At 66.5% G+C, this 16,045-nt stretch carries 16 protein-coding genes; 6 read left to right on the top strand and 10 right to left on the bottom strand.

The features are described from left to right. Window positions 1-76: 76 nt before the first annotated feature. From AC5P5X_RS01780 to AC5P5X_RS01770, 3 genes are all read right to left on the bottom strand, one after another. Window positions 77-487 carry a VOC family protein gene (locus AC5P5X_RS01780; RefSeq protein WP_111189067.1) on the bottom strand — a complete coding sequence of 137 codons (411 nt, stop codon included), beginning with the start codon at window positions 485-487 and terminating at the stop codon, window positions 77-79. 103 nt (window positions 488-590) lie between these two features. Further along, window positions 591-1,958 (bottom strand): amino acid permease, encoded by a 1,368-nt coding sequence (locus tag AC5P5X_RS01775; protein ID WP_005410628.1) that lies wholly within the window; start codon window positions 1,956-1,958, stop codon window positions 591-593. Window positions 1,959-2,040: 82 nt separating this feature from the next. Further along, a complete protein-coding gene (locus AC5P5X_RS01770) occupies window positions 2,041-2,763 on the bottom strand; it encodes a helix-turn-helix transcriptional regulator (protein ID WP_005410629.1) in 723 nt (240 codons plus the stop codon). A 114-nt stretch (window positions 2,764-2,877) separates the two neighbouring features. Between AC5P5X_RS01770 and AC5P5X_RS01765 the strand changes: the two genes are divergently transcribed. Both AC5P5X_RS01765 and AC5P5X_RS01760 read left to right on the top strand, forming a co-directional pair. Continuing rightward, complete coding sequence (locus AC5P5X_RS01765) at window positions 2,878-4,968, top strand: catalase (RefSeq protein WP_049459390.1); 2,091 nt, start codon at window positions 2,878-2,880, stop codon at window positions 4,966-4,968. A 22-nt stretch (window positions 4,969-4,990) separates the two neighbouring features. After that, complete coding sequence (locus tag AC5P5X_RS01760; protein WP_049459391.1) at window positions 4,991-5,479, top strand: hypothetical protein; 489 nt, start codon at window positions 4,991-4,993, stop codon at window positions 5,477-5,479. Between the two features lie 9 nt (window positions 5,480-5,488). On the opposite strand, the gene AC5P5X_RS01755 is transcribed toward AC5P5X_RS01760, so the two are convergent. Further along, window positions 5,489-6,229, bottom strand: coding sequence for an alpha/beta fold hydrolase (locus tag AC5P5X_RS01755; protein ID WP_111189065.1), 741 nt, complete (start codon window positions 6,227-6,229; stop codon window positions 5,489-5,491). A 167-nt stretch (window positions 6,230-6,396) separates the two neighbouring features. On the opposite strand from AC5P5X_RS01755, the gene AC5P5X_RS01750 reads away from it, so the two are divergent. Both AC5P5X_RS01750 and AC5P5X_RS01745 read left to right on the top strand, forming a co-directional pair. Beyond that, a complete protein-coding gene (locus tag AC5P5X_RS01750; protein ID WP_241895582.1) occupies window positions 6,397-6,909 on the top strand; it encodes a hypothetical protein in 513 nt (170 codons plus the stop codon). A gap of 14 nt (window positions 6,910-6,923) precedes the next feature. Beyond that, the gene (locus AC5P5X_RS01745) at window positions 6,924-7,214 is read left to right on the top strand and encodes a hypothetical protein (RefSeq protein ID WP_044570698.1); all 291 of its coding nucleotides are present in this window, start codon (window positions 6,924-6,926) and stop codon (window positions 7,212-7,214) included. Window positions 7,215-7,303: 89 nt separating this feature from the next. Here the strand turns inward: AC5P5X_RS01745 and AC5P5X_RS01740 are convergent, their stop codons facing one another. After that, window positions 7,304-9,430 carry a methyl-accepting chemotaxis protein gene (locus AC5P5X_RS01740; protein ID WP_049396059.1) on the bottom strand — a complete coding sequence of 709 codons (2,127 nt, stop codon included), beginning with the start codon at window positions 9,428-9,430 and terminating at the stop codon, window positions 7,304-7,306. 232 nt (window positions 9,431-9,662) lie between these two features. Between AC5P5X_RS01740 and AC5P5X_RS01735 the strand changes: the two genes are divergently transcribed. Further along, window positions 9,663-10,625, top strand: coding sequence for a L,D-transpeptidase family protein (locus AC5P5X_RS01735; protein WP_087802785.1), 963 nt, complete (start codon window positions 9,663-9,665; stop codon window positions 10,623-10,625). A gap of 4 nt (window positions 10,626-10,629) precedes the next feature. Then, complete coding sequence (locus tag AC5P5X_RS01730; protein ID WP_111189064.1) at window positions 10,630-11,307, top strand: M23 family metallopeptidase; 678 nt, start codon at window positions 10,630-10,632, stop codon at window positions 11,305-11,307. On the opposite strand, the gene AC5P5X_RS01725 is transcribed toward AC5P5X_RS01730, so the two are convergent. The 5 genes from AC5P5X_RS01725 to hflK all read right to left on the bottom strand — a co-directional run bounded on the left by AC5P5X_RS01725 (window position 11,243) and on the right by hflK (window position 15,933). Beyond that, entirely contained in the window at window positions 11,243-11,905 is a 663-nt protein-coding gene (locus AC5P5X_RS01725; protein ID WP_111189063.1) for a hypothetical protein, read from the bottom strand. The genes AC5P5X_RS01730 and AC5P5X_RS01725 overlap by 65 nt on opposite strands. Before the next feature lie 117 nt (window positions 11,906-12,022). Continuing rightward, entirely contained in the window at window positions 12,023-13,315 is a 1,293-nt protein-coding gene (locus AC5P5X_RS01720) for an adenylosuccinate synthase (RefSeq protein WP_005410639.1), read from the bottom strand. A gap of 371 nt (window positions 13,316-13,686) precedes the next feature. Then, window positions 13,687-13,872 (bottom strand): DUF2065 domain-containing protein, encoded by a 186-nt coding sequence (locus AC5P5X_RS01715; protein ID WP_111189062.1) that lies wholly within the window; start codon window positions 13,870-13,872, stop codon window positions 13,687-13,689. A 67-nt stretch (window positions 13,873-13,939) separates the two neighbouring features. Beyond that, window positions 13,940-14,803, bottom strand: coding sequence for a protease modulator HflC (gene hflC, locus AC5P5X_RS01710; protein ID WP_005414169.1), 864 nt, complete (start codon window positions 14,801-14,803; stop codon window positions 13,940-13,942). Then, the gene (gene hflK / locus AC5P5X_RS01705; RefSeq protein ID WP_005414168.1) at window positions 14,800-15,933 is read right to left on the bottom strand and encodes an FtsH protease activity modulator HflK; all 1,134 of its coding nucleotides are present in this window, start codon (window positions 15,931-15,933) and stop codon (window positions 14,800-14,802) included. The genes hflC and hflK overlap by 4 nt, the downstream gene beginning before the upstream one ends. Between the last annotated feature and the right edge of the window lie 112 nt (window positions 15,934-16,045).

Below are 16,045 nucleotides of genomic sequence, written 5' to 3'. Positions count from 1 at the left end.
AAAGAGAACGGCCCGCGCAAGCGGGCCGTTTTCATGAGGGCGGGTGGACCAGGGTCCACATCCACGGTAATCCCGATCACGGGTCCGGCATCTGCCCCAGGCTCAACTGCCACGACACGCCGAAGCGATCCTGCACCCAGCCGTAGCGGTTGCTGAAGTCATAGTCGCCCACCGGCATCAGCCAGTGGCCGCCCTCGCCCAGCACGCGCGCGGCGCGCTCGAACTGCTCGGCGCCGGAGCACTCGACGAACAGCGAGATCGACGGGCTGAAGGTGAAATCGTGCACGTCCAGGCTGTCAAAGCACAGGTAGTGGGTGCCACCGAGCAGGAAGATGGCCTGTCGGACCTGCCCGGGCACGCCGGCACCGGCGCCGTCCGGATGGCGCTGCATTGCCAGCAGGCTGAAATCGGCGAAGGCCTCGGCGTACAGGGCCAGCGCGGCCTCGGCCTGGCCGGTAAACATCAGGAAGGGGCGACTGCGCAGCATGCGGTACTCCCGGTCGACGGGCCGATGACGGCCCACACGATCAGGATGGCACGGCAGATGTGCAGCCCCCGTGGTAGTGCCGGCCGCTGGCCGGCAGCTCCAGTCACGCCTCGCGCATGCGCCGTGCGATGGCGCTGCCGGCGGCGATCGTGGCGGTCAGCGCCACCATCGACAGGAACTGCAGGCGGGTGTGCGACTCGCTCAGCAGCAGGCCGAAGATCAGCGCCAGGATCGCCAGCGCGCAGCAGGTCAGCCACGGGAAGCCCGCCATGCGGAACGGCAGCCGGGTACCCAGGCGATCTGCGCGGCGGCGCAACACCAGTTGCGAGACCAGCGACAGCGTCCACACCAGCAGGCAGGTGGAACCGACGATGTTCAGCAGCACCGGCAGCACCCGGTCCGGGAACAGCAGTTCCATCACCGTGGCGGCGAAACCGAACAGCACGCTGGCCAGCACGGCAATCACCGGCACCTGGCGCGGATCGGTCCAGCCCAGCACGGCCGGGGCTTCGCGGCGCTGCGCCAGTGAATACATCATGCGCGAGGCGCCGTAGAGGTTGGCATTGAGTGCCGACAGCAGCGCGATCACCGCGATCAGGGTGATGGCGGTGCCGGCGCCCGGAATACGGGCAATGTCCAGCACGGCGGCGAACGGCGACTTCAACGCTTCGCTGGTCCACGGCACGACGGCGATGATCACGCTCAGCGAGCCGATGTAGAACACCAGGATGCGCCACGCCACGGTGCGGATGGCACGGGCGATGCTGCGCTCCGGATCTTCGGTCTCCGCCGCCGCAACGGCCACGATCTCGGTGCCACCGAAGGCAAAAACGACAACCAGCAGTGCAGCGCCAATACCCGCCAGGCCCTTCGGCGCGAAGCCACCATGCTCGGTGAAGTTGCTCAGGCCCGGCGAGGTCACCTGCGGCAGCCAGCCCATCAGCAGCGCCACGCCGATGGCGATGAAGGCCAGGATCGCCGCCACCTTGAGGATGGCGAACCAGAATTCGAACTCGCCGAAGTTCTTCACCCCGAGCAGGTTGATCGCGGTGAAGAACAGCATGAAGGCCAGCGCCGCCATCGGTACAGGTACTGCTGGCCAGACCGTGGCCAGCAGCCCGGCCGCTCCCACCGCCTCGGCGGCGATCACGATCACCAGCTGCACCCACCACAACCAGCCGACGGTGGCACCGGCGGTGGCGCCCATGGCATCGGCGGCATAGACCGAGAACGCGCCACTGGTCGGTTTGGCCGCCGCCATTTCGCCCAGAGCGTTCATCACGATGATCACCAGCGCGCCGGCGACCAGATACGACACCAGGACCGCCGGACCGGCCGCCTGCACACCCACGCCCGAGCCGAGGAACAGGCCGGCGCCGATGGCGCTGCCCAGGCCCATCATGATCAGCTGGCGGGGCTTGAGCGAATGTCCGAGGCGGGACGGCGAAGCGGTCGGAATCGAGTTGGGCATCGGCAGGGCTGGCGGCGGGCTACAGGGGCGACACCTTACCCTGTCCCATGCCCGCGGGGATAGGCACAGCGCAGCAGGCGGCTCAGGCCAGTGCCGGCTCTCCGACACTGCCACCAATACGGGCGCGGTAGGCACGCGGCGAGAAACCGGTTTCAGCCTTGAACTTGCGGGTAAAGGCGCTCTGGTCGCTGAAACCGCAGGCCTGGCCGATGCTGGCGATGCTCTCGTCACCGTGCAGCAGGTGCATGGCCATCTGGATCCGCAGCCGGGTCAGCACCTGCTGCGGGGTCATCTGGAACACCTTGCGGAAGCTGCGCTCCAGCTTGGACAGCGAGAAGCCGGTGATGTCCAGCAGGGTCTGCATGCGCACGTTTTCGGCGTAGTGCGCGTTGAGGTGGGCCAGCGCCAGCCGCAGCTGCTCGTACTGGGTACCCAGGCTGTCCTTCTGGCCAAGGTCGCGGGAAATGCCGATCAGGCCCTCGATGGCCCCATCGACCACCAGCGGGCGCTTGCAGGTCAGGCACCAGCCCGGTTCGCGGTTGGCGAACAGGTGCAGCTCCATCAGGTTCTCGATCACCTCACCGGCCAGCACGCGGGCGTCCTGGTCCACGTAGTCGGCGCTCAGCCCGGTCGGGTAGATCTCCGCCGCGGTACGCCCGATCACGTCCTTGCGGGCGCGCAGGCCCAGCCGCCGCAGCATGGTCTGGTTGACGTGGGTGTAACGCCCCTGAAGGTCCTTGATGAAGAACAGCACATCCGGGATGGCGTCGAACAGGGCTTCGATGTCGGCGGGCTCGACTCGCATGGAGCAAGCATACCCGAGCCTGCTTTTGCCTGTACGTTCACCTTTGCCGGACCTCGGTTTAACGGGCCCGGTTCCAGTGTCGTGGTTCTCTTTGAGCATCCGGAGCCAACGTCAATGGCCGCCAGCAAGCCGACCGGCAAGCGCGCAACCACCCACGCCGAGAACCATCACCGCGGCAACGGCGATGAACTGCACCAGCAGGCCGGGGGCAGTCATCCGGCGATGACCACCGATCAGGGCATCCCGGTGGCAGACAACCAGAACTCCCTGCGGCAGGGACCTCGGGGGCCTACGCTGCTGGAGGACTTCATCCTGCGCGAGAAGATCACCCACTTCGACCATGAGCGCATTCCCGAGCGCATCGTGCACGCCCGCGGCAGCGCTGCGCATGGCTACTTCGAGTTGACCCGATCACTGAAGGCGCATACCCGCGCGCGCATCCTGACCGAGGTTGGCGTGAAAACACCCGTGTTCACCCGCTTCTCGACCGTGGCCGGTGGCGCAGGTTCAGTGGACACCCCGCGCGACGTGCGCGGCTTCGCGGTGAAGTTCTATACCAGGGAAGGCAACTGGGATCTGGTCGGCAACAACATCCCGGTGTTCTTCATCCAGGACGCCATGAAATTCCCGGACCTGGTGCACGCGGTGAAGATGGAACCGGACCGTGCCTTCCCGCAGGCCGCGTCGGCCCATGACACGTTCTGGGACTTCATTTCGCTGATGCCCGAATCGATGCACATGATCATGTGGGCGATGAGCGACCGCGCCATACCGCGTTCGCTGCGGATGATCGAAGGCTTCGGTGTGCACAGCTTCCGCCTGCTGAACGAGGCCGGCGAGTCAACGTTCGTCAAGTTCCACTGGCGGCCCAAGCTGGGTATCCAGTCCACGGTCTGGGACGAAGCGCTGAAGCTGCAGTCGGCCGACAATGACTTCCATCGCCGTGACCTGTTCGAGGCCATCCAGCGCGGCGACTTCCCGGAATGGGAACTGGCGGTGCAGTTGTTCACCGAAGAAGACGCCGACGCATTCCCGTTCGATCATCTGGACCCGACCAAGATCATTCCCGAATCGCTGGTGCCGTTGCAGGTCATCGGGCGCATGGTGCTGGACCGCTGGCCGGACAACTTCTTCGCCGAGACCGAGCAGGTGGCTTTCTGCCCGGCCAACGTGCCACCGGGCATCGACTTCAGCAACGACCCGCTGCTGCAGGGGCGCCTGTTCTCCTACCTGGACACCCAGCTGCTGCGCCTGGGCGGCCCGAACTTCCACCAGATCCCGGTGAATGCGCCCAAGTGCCCGTTTGCCAATCATCAGCGCGACGGCCACATGCAGATGCAGGTTCCCAAGGGTCGGGTGGCCTACGATCCCAGTTCGCTGCAGGAGGACACCCCGCGCGAGACGCCTGCCGGATTCCGCAGCCATGCCAGCGCCGACGATGGCCGCAAGGGTCGCACCCGCGCGGAGAGTTTCGCCGACCACTACAGCCAGGCCCGCATGTTCTTCCGCAGCCTCGAAAAGCCGGAGCAGGCGCACTTGGCATCGGCGCTGGTGTTCGAGTTGTCCAAGGTGGAAACGCTGAAGGTGCGGGTACGCACCGTCAGTCACCTGCGCAACATCGATGACTCACTGGCGCAGCGCGTGGCCGATGGTCTGGCGTTGCCTGCACTGCCCGACCCGGCGCCGACCGCTACCCCAGTGCGGGACATGCCCCCCGCCCCCGAAGTGCGGGTGATCGGTCGCAACAAACCCACCCTGCAAGGGCGCTGCATCGGCATCCTGTTCGATGAGGGTTCTGATGCCCGGATCATTGCCAGCCTGAGCAAGGCAGCCAGGAAAGCAGGTGCGGATGTGAAGCTGGTCGCCCCCAGAGTGGGTGGCGCCACGCTCAGCGATGGCGCGCTGCAGGCGGCGGATGGGCAACTGGCGGGCACCCCGTCGGCCGTGTTCGATGCAGTAGCCGTGGTGCTCAGCCCGGAAGCGGCGAAGGCCTTGTCGAAAGAGAGTGCAGCTATCGAATTCGTCAGCCAGGCGTGGGCGCACCTGAAGGCCATCGCCAGCGACGCGGGCGGCCAGGCGCTGCTGAAGGCGGCAAGGGTCGGCAACGACGCCGGCATCGTCGAAGCGGAAGACGCCAAGGCATTCCTGGCGGCGGCCGCCACCCGCCAGTGGGCGCGCGAACCCAAGCTGCGCCTGCTGGCCTGACTACAACAACAGGAGAACTGTCATGCCCCGTGGTGACAAATCCGCATATTCCGATAAACAGAAGCGCCAGGCCGAGCACATCGAGGAAAGCGAGCGCGAGCGCGGTGCCAGCGAAGGCACGGCCGAGCGCATTGCCTGGGCGACCGTGAACAAGCAGGATGGTGGTGGCAAGCGTAGCGGCAGCGCGCGCAAGGGTACGAAGAAGGCGACCAGCAAGAAGGCTGCCAAGAAGGCGCCTGCCAGGAAGTCGGGCACAAAGAAGGCCACGACCAAGGCGACGGCGGCGAAGAAGGCACCTGCGAAGAAGACGACAGCCAGGAAGGCGGCAAAGAAGGCACCGGCTCGCAAGACAGCCACAAAGAAAACCGCAAAGAAGACAGCGGCCAAGAAGGCCGGTACAGCCGCCTCGCGCAGTGCTGCAGCGAAGAAGGCGGCGAAGACACGTGCGGCGAAGAAGACCGTGCGCAAGGTGGCGGCGAAGAAGGCCGCGCGTATCCGCGCGCGCGGCTGAGTCCTTCGATCAGGGCGACAGCGTCCTCATCCACGCGGCAACTTCGGCTGCGGCTGCGTCAGCGCGTGCCTGCAGCAGCAGATGCGGCCCTTCCAGCGAAACATGCCGGGCATCCGGCAAAAGGGCCTGCAGTTCTGCCACGCTGGGCGGCCACAGCAGGCGGTCATGGCACGCGTGCAGGCACAGCGTCGGCACGTCGATTGCCGGCAGCAATGCGCGTATGTCGACGCGCAGGGTCGCTGCGGCGCGTTGCCGCAATGTGGCCGCCGGAATCCGGGCCAGCGCATCGCGCAGCATCGACAGGTGCTCGCGGGTGCGCCACCGCCCCAGCAGCAGGCGCGCCAGCAACGCCACGGGAGGCAGAGGCCAGGCCGGCGTCAGCAGGGCTGCGCTGGCTGCCGGCAATGGCACCGGTCGACGCGCAAAGGTCGCGGCAAGCACCAGTCCGCGCAGCCCGGCGGGCTGTCGCGTGGCCAGTTCAACCGCCAACGGGCCCGAGAAGGACTCGGCAAGCAGGATGAAGGGATGGCCGGGCAGCTGCGACCACAGCCGTTGGGCCAGCGTGGCGTGATCCTGCCCTCCCTGCGCAGGCAGCGTAATCGCCTGCGTCGTCAGCCCATGAGCCTGGAGTGCTGACAGAAACGGGATCGACAGCCTGCCGGAGCCATCCAGCCCGGGCAGCATCAGCACGTGCTGCGGCGTGGGTGATGCTGAATCACAGCCCGGCTTTTCCTCGCGCCCGATTCCCATGTCACCTCCTTTGCTGGCAAGCATCGCCCACATCGGCAGGCAGCGGAACCTTCGCTCCGGCTCTCCTGCTGCTTTGCCGGTCAAGGTTGAGCGATACTCCCCGCTCTGCTGCGGGACGCGGCTGCCAAGGAGAGCCTCTGATGCGATGGACCTACGCGCTGGCCATGATGGCCATGATGCTGCCACTGAACAGTTCCGCCAGCGATGGCTGGATAAACGGGGCAGGCAAGGCGATGCCGGAGACCGATGCCATGAAATCCAGCGGTGGCTTTGCGGCATCGCTGCTGGTCACCTCCGATGCCGACTGGCGGGCCAAGTGGGAAACCCCACCAGAGACCACTCCCGGTTTTACCCAGGCCGACGAAGTCCACCCGGGCGGTGAATTGTTCCTGCTGACATTCCTGTCCAACCCGCAACTAGATGAGAACCGCGTACCCAAGGTGCACTGCGATCTGCGCATGCTGCGCCCGGACGGCAGTACCAGCATCGACGAACGCGATGTTCCCTGTTTCACCGCTGCCCTGCCCGGCCCGCCAACCCTGTTGTACATGACCAACCTGCACCTGAAGTTCGTGGCCGAGGCCAGTGATCCGAAAGGCACGTGGACTGCGCAGGTGGTGGTCAGGGATCTGCTGCGGAATGTGAGCCTGCCTCTGCAGGCTCACTTCGACGTCCGTTGAACGGAGGCGTGCGGATGAAGATGCGGCGATTACTGAGCTGGACCGGTCTTGCGCTTTGCGTGGTCTACCTGCTGTTGACCGCATGGCTGGTTCACGGCGCGCAGTCGGATGCGGACCCGAAGGGGGCCTATATCCTGATGTCGCTCCCCATCACCCTGCAGTCTGCTGCACTCGATGCCATCGGCGCAGGCAGCCTGCTGTACGGCAAACCCTGGTCGACCGCGTATGCAGTACTGGTTCCGCCAACACTGCTGTTGCTGTACGCAGCCGGCTGGCTGATCGAACGCGCCGCGGGCGGCCGCTAGCCAGCGGCACCGACCGGTTGCGTGCATGCGGTGCCCTGCATGCGGGGCATCGCATGCAGGGCGTCATCCAACATCCAGTCGCAGGTTGCTTACGCCGCCTGCGCAGGCACGATGGGCATGCGCGCGCCCTGCTCCACCTTGAACACCGCCACCGACGTGGTCAACGCATGCGCCTGTTCTTCCAGCGCGCGGCTGGCGGCAGTGGCTTCTTCCACCAGCGCAGCGTTCTGCTGGGTCACCTGGTCCATCTGCACCACCACCTGGTTGACCTGCTCGATACCGGCGGCCTGTTCCTTGCTGGCCGCTGCGATGTCGCTCATCAGCTGCGTGGTGCGCGAGCTGGCCTGGGCCACGCGGGCGATCGCGGCTTCCGATTCAACGGTCACCGCCAGGCCGCTCTTCACCTTGGCAGCGGCGTCTTCGATCAGCTCCTTGATTTCCTTGGCGGCGACACCGGCACGCTGTGCGAGCGTGCGTACCTCGCTGGCGACCACGGCAAAACCACGGCCCTGCTCACCTGCACGCGCGGCTTCAACCGCAGCATTCAGCGCCAGGATGTTGGTCTGGAACGCGATGCCGTCGATCACGGTGGAGATTTCCGAGATGCGTGCCGAGGACTGATCGATCTCACCCATCACCGACGCCATCTGCGCCATCGCCTGCTCGGTTTCGCGTACGGCGGCACCGGCGGCATGCGCTTCACTGTCGGCCTGACGAGCGAGCTCGGCATTCTGGCGCACAGTCGAGGTCAGTTCCTCCATCGATGCGGCGGCTTCTTCCAGGTTGGCGGCCTGCTGCTCGGTGCGGCGCGACAGGTCGTTGTTGCCGGCGGCCAGTTCCTGCGCCGCGTTGTTGATGCTGTCGGCGGCAACCTGGATGCCACGCACGATGCCGGTCAGCTGCGCGGTGGTGGTGTTGGCGTCGTCACGCATGCGGGCGAATACACCGTCGTACTCGCCGTCCATGCGTGCAGTCAGGTCGCCGTGCGAGATCGCGCGTAGCACGTCGGAGACATCAGCTATGCTGGCCTGCGAACTGGCCATCATGCCGTTGAGGTGCTCGACCATCGCCTTGAACTGGAACTGGAACGCAGCGGCATCGCCACGCATGCTGAAATCACCGGCGCGCGCGGCCCGGGCCAGTGCATCGATCTGCGCGTTGATCGCCATCAGGCTCTGCTTCACTGCGGCCAGAGTGCGGGTCAGCGTGCCCTTCTCGCCCGGGTAGTCCGGCAGGTCGCGGCTGAGGTCACCGATGGCATAGCGCTGCATCACTTCGGCCATCAGCAGTTCCACCTGCACGTGCGATTCGACCAGGCTGTTGGTGGCCTGCACCATGCGGCCGAAATCGCCGGGGAAGGCGCTGGCGTCCATGCGGTAGCGGATCGCACCGGCCTCGTGCTGTTCGGCCATCTGCAGCTGCGCGCCGATCGCCGCCTGCACACTCTGGCGCACGCTGGCCATCGCCTCGCCCAACTGGGTCAGTTCGTCACGGCCGCCGAGGCGGAACTCCTGATCCAGCTGGCCCCTGGACAGGCGCTCGGCCAGGTTCACCGCGCGGGCCAGCGGGCCGGTCAGGCTGCGGCCGATCATCACCGAGGCACCGATGCCCACCAGCAGCGCGACGCCGCCCAGCACCAGCAGCTGCAGCAGGCTGCGCTCGCCCAAGCGGATCGCCTCGGCGGCCGCCTCACGGCTTTCCTTCTCCTCGAAGTCCACGCCATCGGACAGCGCCTTGTTCCAGCCGTTGGCGGCTTCCTGCACCGGGCCCAGGGTCAGCGCCACGGCGCCCGGGTAGTCGCCCTGCTCCATCAGTTCGCTGGTCTGCTTGTTGAGCGGACGCGCGATGGCACGCTTGGCGGCGATGGTTTCGGCAATGGCCTTGCCCTCGGCGTCGCTGGGCAGCGCCTGGTAGGCCGTCCAACTGGCCTCATAGCGCTTGACCAGATCGGCGATGCGCTGCTCATCATGGCCACGGTCATCGCCCTGGCGGATCAGCATCTCGCGGCGAACGACCATCATCTGGTTGTTGGCATCGAGCATCTGCGAGAGCAGGCGCACTTTGGCCACGCTGACATCGACCACCTGCTGCATCGCGCGCTTCTGCACGACACTGGCGGTGGCGCCGGTGGCCACCACGGCCGCAACCAACAGCAGCAACAGGCCAAAGCCCAGCCCAAGACGCCAGGCAACCCTGACATTCCTCAAGTAGTTCATCGGTACATCCAAAACGGGGGGATGTGGCGTTATCGGCGGCCCGCCAGGCAATCTTGATCGCCAACCGCCAATGGCGTGGGGCACCATTCACCTTGGTGAGCCCTTGGCCGGCGGCACCCGCGCGGGGACGGTGGCGCAACGACCCGACTGCTCATGCAGACGTCAGATCTCTTTCACGGTGGCTCGGCGCGGCCTGCAGGCAAGGTGGTGGCGTCATCTGCTGGAGTTCCCAATGCCATTACCCGTGTACCGATCCACCCTGCTCGCTCTCTCGCTGCTGGCATCGCCGGCGTTCGCGCAGGCACCGCCCCCTGGACTGCCCGCCCCCATTGCCGAGAAGGCCGGACCGGACACCGCAGCACGTTCCGCCCTGCATGCCCAGGTGCTGCTGGATCGTGCGAATTTCTCGCCCGGCCAGATCGACGGTGAAGTGGGCAGCAACCAGCGGCGCGCGGTGTCGGGTTTCCAGGCGGCGCACGGCCTGACCGTCACCGGTGAACTGGACGACGCGACCTGGCAGGCCCTGCGGGCCGATACGGTCCCCCCCCTGGCCAGCTACACGCTGACCGGCGAGGATGTCGCCGGGCCGTTCCAGGCGGTGCCAAAGGGCCCCGCCGCACAGGCCAAACTGAAATCGCTGGGCTTCAACAACGTCGAAGAGTCGCTGGGCGAACGCTTCCACGCATCCCCTGAGCTGTTGAAGCTGCTCAATCCGGGCGTGGATCTGAGCAAGGCGGGCAACCGCATCCAGGTGCCCAATGTCGCACCATCGCCGCTGCCGAAGGCGGCCAAGGTGGTCGTCGACAAGTCCGATTCCAGCCTGCAGCTGCTGGATGCGCAGGGCAAGGTGATCGCTCAGGTGCCGGTTTCCTCCGGCAGCCAGCATGATCCGCTGCCGATTGGCGAATGGAAGATCCTGGGCGTGTATCGCGACCCGCCGTTCCACTACAACCCCAAGCTGTTCTGGGATGCGCGCAAGGGCGAAAAGAAGGCGACACTGCCGCCGGGCCCGAACAATCCGGTCGGCCGGGTCTGGATCGACCTGTCCAAGCCACACTACGGCCTGCATGGCACGCCCGAGCCCGGCCATGTCGGCAAGACCGAGTCACATGGTTGCGTGCGCATGACCAACTGGGATGCGCTGCGCGTGGCCGATGCGGTGGATACCTCCGTCCCCGTGGTGATGCAGGAGTGAGCGGATGCGTCTTTCGCAGCTGATCGTGCTGGGTGTTCTGCTGGGACTGGGGGCAGGCTGGTGGCTGCGCCGCGATGCAGGCGAGCCGGTAGCCGCCTCGCTGCCGGAAGCACAACCGGCAGCAGCTGTGTCGCCGGCCAAGGGATCCCTAGCGCCGCTCGACACGGCCCCTGCCCCCGCCGCCACCGCACCGTCAGCCGCGCGGACTGCGGATGCGCCGTCGGGTCTGCTGCTGCCGGTACAGGGCGTCCTGGCCTCCCAGCTGCGCGACACGTTCACCGATGCGCGCAGCGAAGGCCGCGTGCACGATGCCATCGACATCATGGCCGATGCCGGTACGCCGGTGCTGGCAGTGGCCGATGGCACGGTGGAAAAACTGTTCGACAGCGAGCGCGGTGGACTGACGGTCTACCAGTTCGAGCCCAGCGGACGCTGGTGCTACTACTACGCGCACCTGCAGCGCTATGCCGACGGCCTGACCGAAAAGCAGGTGATCAGGCGCGGGGAGGTGATCGGTTACGTGGGCAGTACCGGCAACGCCAGCGCTGAGGCTCCGCATCTGCACTTTGAAGTGCACGTGCTGGGGCCGGAGAAGCAGTGGTGGAAGGGGGAATCGATCAATCCGTATCCACTGCTGAATCCGCCTGCTTCGAAGCCCGGTGCTGCCAGCGCCGCAAAGTGAACGTGAACACCGCCAAGGCAGCTCCTGGAATCAGCAGGAGCAGTGCCGCCACTTTCCAGAAGAAGAACGGCCACAACCAGACATAATCCAGGTCAGTCAGCTTCAACAGGTCCAGTGGCGGCTGCAGCTCGACGGTGGCCGCGCGATCGGCCAGCGCCGGGTCCACCTCCAGCACGGTTAGCCGCACCCATGAGCGGCCGCGTGGCAATGCATCGCCGCGACCATAGCCGAAGTAGGACGCCATGAGGCCGCTGGACTCAACCGAAGCCAGCCCACGATTGATGCCCTGTCCGGCCACTCCCGAACGCTCCCCTGCGCGGAAGTCTCCATGATCGGTCGGAGTTTCGATGCGCAGCAGCACCTCGGGGTCAGCGTCCGTACCGTCCGCGGCATAGCGCAGGCGCAGCCGCAGTTGATCATCGATGAGGCGGTAGACGGTGATCTGGGCGGTTGCGCCAGGGCTCAGCACCAACGGCACCGTCTGCGTGCGCGAAGCCAGGGTATTGGCTGCCGCGCCCAGCACCAGTACCAGGCAGGCGATGCCCCACAGGCTCCACAACACCCACAGGGTGATCCGCACGACCGTTTCGCCCTTCACGCTGACGTCCTGGTCATCGCTTTGCTTCCCCGCTGGCCCTGGCGACACAGTAACGAAAAAGCCCCGCTTGCGCGGGGCTTTTCATGTCACCTACGCCGGGCAGCGCCCGGCGTTATCTCAGGCAAACGGATCCTGCAGGACCATGGTGTGGTCGCGGTCCGGGCCGGTGGAGACGATGCTGATCGGGCAGCCGGCCAGCTCTTCCAGCGAACGCAGGTAGGCGCGCGCAGCCGGCGGCAGGTCGTCCCAGTTGGTGATGCCGTGGGTGTTCTCGCTCCAGCCCGGGAACTCCAGGTACACCGGCGTGCACTCTTCCCAGCCCTGCGCGTCCAGCGGCGCGTACTCGGTGCGCTTGCCGTTGTATTCGTAGGCGATGCAGACCTTCAGCTTTTCCATGCCGTCCAGCACGTCCAGCTTGGTGATGCACAGGCCGCTGATGCCGTTGATGGCCACGGCACGCTTCAGCGCGACGATGTCCATCCAGCCGCAACGACGCGGACGGCCGGTCGACGCACCGTACTCGGCGCCGCGGTCACGGATGCCCTGGCCGACTTCGTCGTCCAGCTCGGTCGGGAACGGGCCACCGCCGACGCGGGTGGCGTAGGCCTTGGCGATGCCCAGCACGTAGTCGATCGAATCGGCGCCGACGCCGGAACCGGCCAGCGCGCCACCGACGGTGGTGTTGGAGCTGGTGACGTACGGGTAGGTGCCGTGGTCGATGTCCAGCAGCGCGCCCTGTGCGCCTTCGAACAGCACGCGCTTACCCTGCTTGCGCAGGTCGTGCAGGATGCCGGCCACGTCGGACTTCATCGGCTGCACGTATTCGCCGAAGGCCAGCGCTTCGTCGAAGGTCTTCTGGAAGTCGACCGCATCGGTGTTCAGATACTTGGTCAGCACGAAGTTGTGGTAATCCAGCGCGGTGCGCAGCAGCTCTTCCAGCTGCTTCGGGTAATGCAGGTCGGCGATGCGGATGCCGCGACGCGCCACCTTGTCTTCGTAGGCCGGGCCGATGCCACGGCCGGTGGTGCCGATCGCCTTGCCACCGGCAGCGCGCTCGCGCGCCTGGTCCAGGGCGATGTGGTACGGCATGATCAGCGGCGCGGCCGGGGAGATCTTCAGGCGCGACCGCACTTCCACGCCGGAGGCTTCCAGCTCGGCGATTTCCTTCTGCAGCGCGGCCGGCGAGATCACCACGCCGTTGCCGATCAGGCACAGCGCGTCGTCACGCAGGATGCCCGACGGGATCAGGTGCAGGACGGTCTTCTTGCCGTTGATGACCAGGGTGTGGCCGGCGTTGTGGCCGCCCTGGAAGCGCACGACGGCGCCGATTTCCTCAGTGAGCAGATCGACGATCTTGCCCTTGCCTTCATCGCCCCACTGGGCACCCAACACTACGACAGACTGACCCATGACGGGCTCCTCGATTTGTTGCGGCCATCGGGGCCGCGGACGGGTAAACCGTGGCGGGGCTGGCCAGCACCTGCAAGGCGGCTCCAAACGGGGAGCGGCCGGCGATGGAAGGCCCAGACACGGAAAAAGCCGAACGGGGAGGCCCGTCCGGCTTTTGTGCATTATCCGGGTTTCCGGGGTCGGGTGCCACCTTTCCGACGGGCGGCTTTACCGGCCGGTCAGCCGCCCCGCCCGGTAGTGCCGGCCGCTGGCCGGCAACGCCAACCAAGGTTGGCATCCACCAGAGCCGGGCCATGCATGTGAACGCAGGCGGTAGTGCCGGCCGCTGGCCGGCAATCCCGGGTTGCCGGCCAGCGGCCGGCACTACCCTTTCAGTGGCGGGCCCACCACAGCAGGCTCAGGCCGGCCAGCAGCACCAGCCCACCGAAGCTGCGCAGGGCCGAGCTGGGCAGGTCCAGCAGACGTTCGGCCATGCGCTTCCAGGCGAACGGTGCGACGAACAGGAACAGGCCTTCCAGCACCGCGACCAGGCAGACAGCGGCAAACAGATCTTTCATGGGGGACTCCGGAAAAAGCACGGGGCCCGGCATCTGGCCGGGCCCCGTGGGGTACTGCCCTGCGACCTCAGCGGTCGTTCTTCAGGTACTGCAGGAACGGGTCGTTCTTGTCGAGCACGATCACGCCGTTGCCGTCGGTCATGGAGCCACGGTAGGCCTCCAGGCTGCGGTAGAACGCATAGAACGACGGATCGGCCGAGCCGGCCTTGCCGTAGATGCGCGCCGCCTCGGCATCGCCTTCACCGCGCAGGCGCTGGGCATCACGCTCGGCCTCGGCGATCAGCACGGTGCTGTCACGGTCGGCCTGGGCGCGGATGGTCAGCGACTGCTCCTCGCCCTCCGCGCGCAGCTTTGCGGCTTCCTGCTTACGCTGGGCACGCATGCGCTCGTACACATCGTTGATCACCTGGCTGTCGGTCGGCAGGTCCACCTGCTTGATGCGCAGGTCGATCATCTGCATGCCCAGGCCGGCCACCGCCTCGTTGATCCCCTTCAGCTGCTCGGCGATCAGCTCGCTGCGGTCGCCGGAGACCAGCTGCTGCAGGGTGCGCGAGTTGATCTGGTTGCGCAGCGAGTCGGTGATGATCGGTGCCAGGCGGGCGTTGGCGATGCGCGGATCGCCGCCGGTGGCACGGAAGTAGTCACCCACGTTGGAGATGTAGCCGATGGCGAAGAAGTCGACGCTGACGTCCTTCTGCTCGGCGGTGAAGTAGCGCGCCGGCGCGGTGTCGAGCACCTGGAAGCGGCGGTCGAAGACCTTCACCGTTTCCACCACCGGCACCTTGAAGTGCAGCCCCGGCTTGATGTCCGAACGCACCACCTTGCCCAGGTTCAGCACCATGGCGGTCTGGTCCTCACGGACCACGTACACCGAGCCGAGCAGGCCCAGCACCACCGCCACGATCACGGCGATCCAGATAGGACTCTTCATCGGCTGCCCTCCTCACGGCCGCTCGGTCGCCCGGTCGGGCGGCCCACCGGCCGGCCCGGATCACGGGAAGCTTCCGTCGCTGCACCCGGCAGCGACGGCATCACCACGTCCGGGTTGGCCACTGCGGCCGGAGCCGACGTGCTCGGACGGGTATCGCCGGTCATCGGCACGTAGATCAGCTGGCGGCCATCGCCACCGATCACCTTGCGGTTCTCGCTCAGTACCTGCTGCACGGTCTCCAGCCACAGGCGCTTGCGGGTCACTTCCGGGGCGTCCTTGTACTGGGCCTGCAACAGGCTGAAGCGCTGCGCGTCACCCTCGGCCTTGGACACCACGGCCTGCTTGTAGCCTTCAGCGGTGGTACGGGCGCGCGAGGCCTGGCCCCGGGCTTCCGGCACGACCTTGGCGGCGTAGGCCTGGGCTTCGTTGATCAGGCGTTCCTTGACCTGCTGGGCACCGTTGACCTCGTCGAAAGCCGGCTTCACTTCTTCCGGCGGACGGGCATCCTGCAGGGTCAGGCCGGTCACGGTCAGGCCGGTCTTGAACGCCTTCAGCAGCGCCTGCAGGCGCTCCTCGGCGGCCACGGCCAGCGGGCCACGGTTGTTCAGCACGGCGTTGAGATCAGCGCGGCCGACTTCCTCGCGTACGGCGCTCTGCGCCGACTGCTCCAGCACCTGGTTGGCATCGACGGTGCCGAACAGGTACTGCTGCGGGTCGTCGATGCGGTACTGGACGTTCAGCGAGACGTTGACGATGTTCTCGTCGCGGGTCAGCACCGGCACCTGGATCGAGAACGTCTTGATCTCGGTGGCGTTGACCTTGGTGACCGATTCGATCGGCCACGGCAGCTTGAAGTTCGGGCCGGGCTGCAGGATGCGCGAGAACTGGCCGAAGCGCAGCACCACGCCACGCTGCTGTTCGCCGATCAGCTGGAAGCTGGAGAACAGCACCAGCAGCACCACGGCTGCCACCACCCAACGCACGATGCCGCCGTCGAACAGGTCCTTCAGCGGCCCGGGCAACCCGCCCCAGCCACCACCATTGCCACCGCCGCGTGACCCGAACGGCCCGCGTCGATTGTCCTCGGGGCCTTGTCCGCCCTTGTTGCCGCCGGGTGTATTCCAGGCCATGCACGCTCCATCAAGATTTGGGCTGCGGCGCGGGCCCTTCCCGCACCGCCAGCCGTGAAACCATCACCGATCATACAAGATGGGGCGGATCGGCAGGATCGAAAGGGGGGCA

This window comes from Stenotrophomonas sp. YJH_SMC_91, from assembly GCF_059368495.1.
The sequence above is the reverse complement of the archived record's forward strand: the minus strand, read 5'-3'. Positions and strand labels throughout refer to the sequence as shown.

Excerpts from the sequence above, each read along its gene's own strand:
- AC5P5X_RS01780 (WP_111189067.1), bottom strand. The coding sequence starts at position 487 with ATGCTGCGCAGTCGCCCCTTCCTGATGTTTACCGGCCAGGCCGAGGCC.
- AC5P5X_RS01775 (WP_005410628.1), bottom strand. The coding sequence starts at position 1,958 with ATGCCCAACTCGATTCCGACCGCTTCGCCGTCCCGCCTCGGACATTCG.
- AC5P5X_RS01770 (WP_005410629.1), bottom strand. The coding sequence starts at position 2,763 with ATGCGAGTCGAGCCCGCCGACATCGAAGCCCTGTTCGACGCCATCCCG.
- AC5P5X_RS01765 (WP_049459390.1), top strand. The coding sequence starts at position 2,878 with ATGGCCGCCAGCAAGCCGACCGGCAAGCGCGCAACCACCCACGCCGAG.
- AC5P5X_RS01760 (WP_049459391.1), top strand. The coding sequence starts at position 4,991 with ATGCCCCGTGGTGACAAATCCGCATATTCCGATAAACAGAAGCGCCAG.
- AC5P5X_RS01755 (WP_111189065.1), bottom strand. The coding sequence starts at position 6,229 with ATGGGAATCGGGCGCGAGGAAAAGCCGGGCTGTGATTCAGCATCACCC.
- AC5P5X_RS01750 (WP_241895582.1), top strand. The coding sequence starts at position 6,397 with ATGGCCATGATGCTGCCACTGAACAGTTCCGCCAGCGATGGCTGGATA.
- AC5P5X_RS01745 (WP_044570698.1), top strand. The coding sequence starts at position 6,924 with ATGAAGATGCGGCGATTACTGAGCTGGACCGGTCTTGCGCTTTGCGTG.
- AC5P5X_RS01740 (WP_049396059.1), bottom strand. The coding sequence starts at position 9,430 with ATGAACTACTTGAGGAATGTCAGGGTTGCCTGGCGTCTTGGGCTGGGC.
- AC5P5X_RS01735 (WP_087802785.1), top strand. The coding sequence starts at position 9,663 with ATGCCATTACCCGTGTACCGATCCACCCTGCTCGCTCTCTCGCTGCTG.
- AC5P5X_RS01730 (WP_111189064.1), top strand. The coding sequence starts at position 10,630 with ATGCGTCTTTCGCAGCTGATCGTGCTGGGTGTTCTGCTGGGACTGGGG.
- AC5P5X_RS01720 (WP_005410639.1), bottom strand. The coding sequence starts at position 13,315 with ATGGGTCAGTCTGTCGTAGTGTTGGGTGCCCAGTGGGGCGATGAAGGC.
- AC5P5X_RS01715 (WP_111189062.1), bottom strand. The coding sequence starts at position 13,872 with ATGAAAGATCTGTTTGCCGCTGTCTGCCTGGTCGCGGTGCTGGAAGGC.
- hflC (WP_005414169.1), bottom strand. The coding sequence starts at position 14,803 with ATGAAGAGTCCTATCTGGATCGCCGTGATCGTGGCGGTGGTGCTGGGC.
- hflK (WP_005414168.1), bottom strand. The coding sequence starts at position 15,933 with ATGGCCTGGAATACACCCGGCGGCAACAAGGGCGGACAAGGCCCCGAG.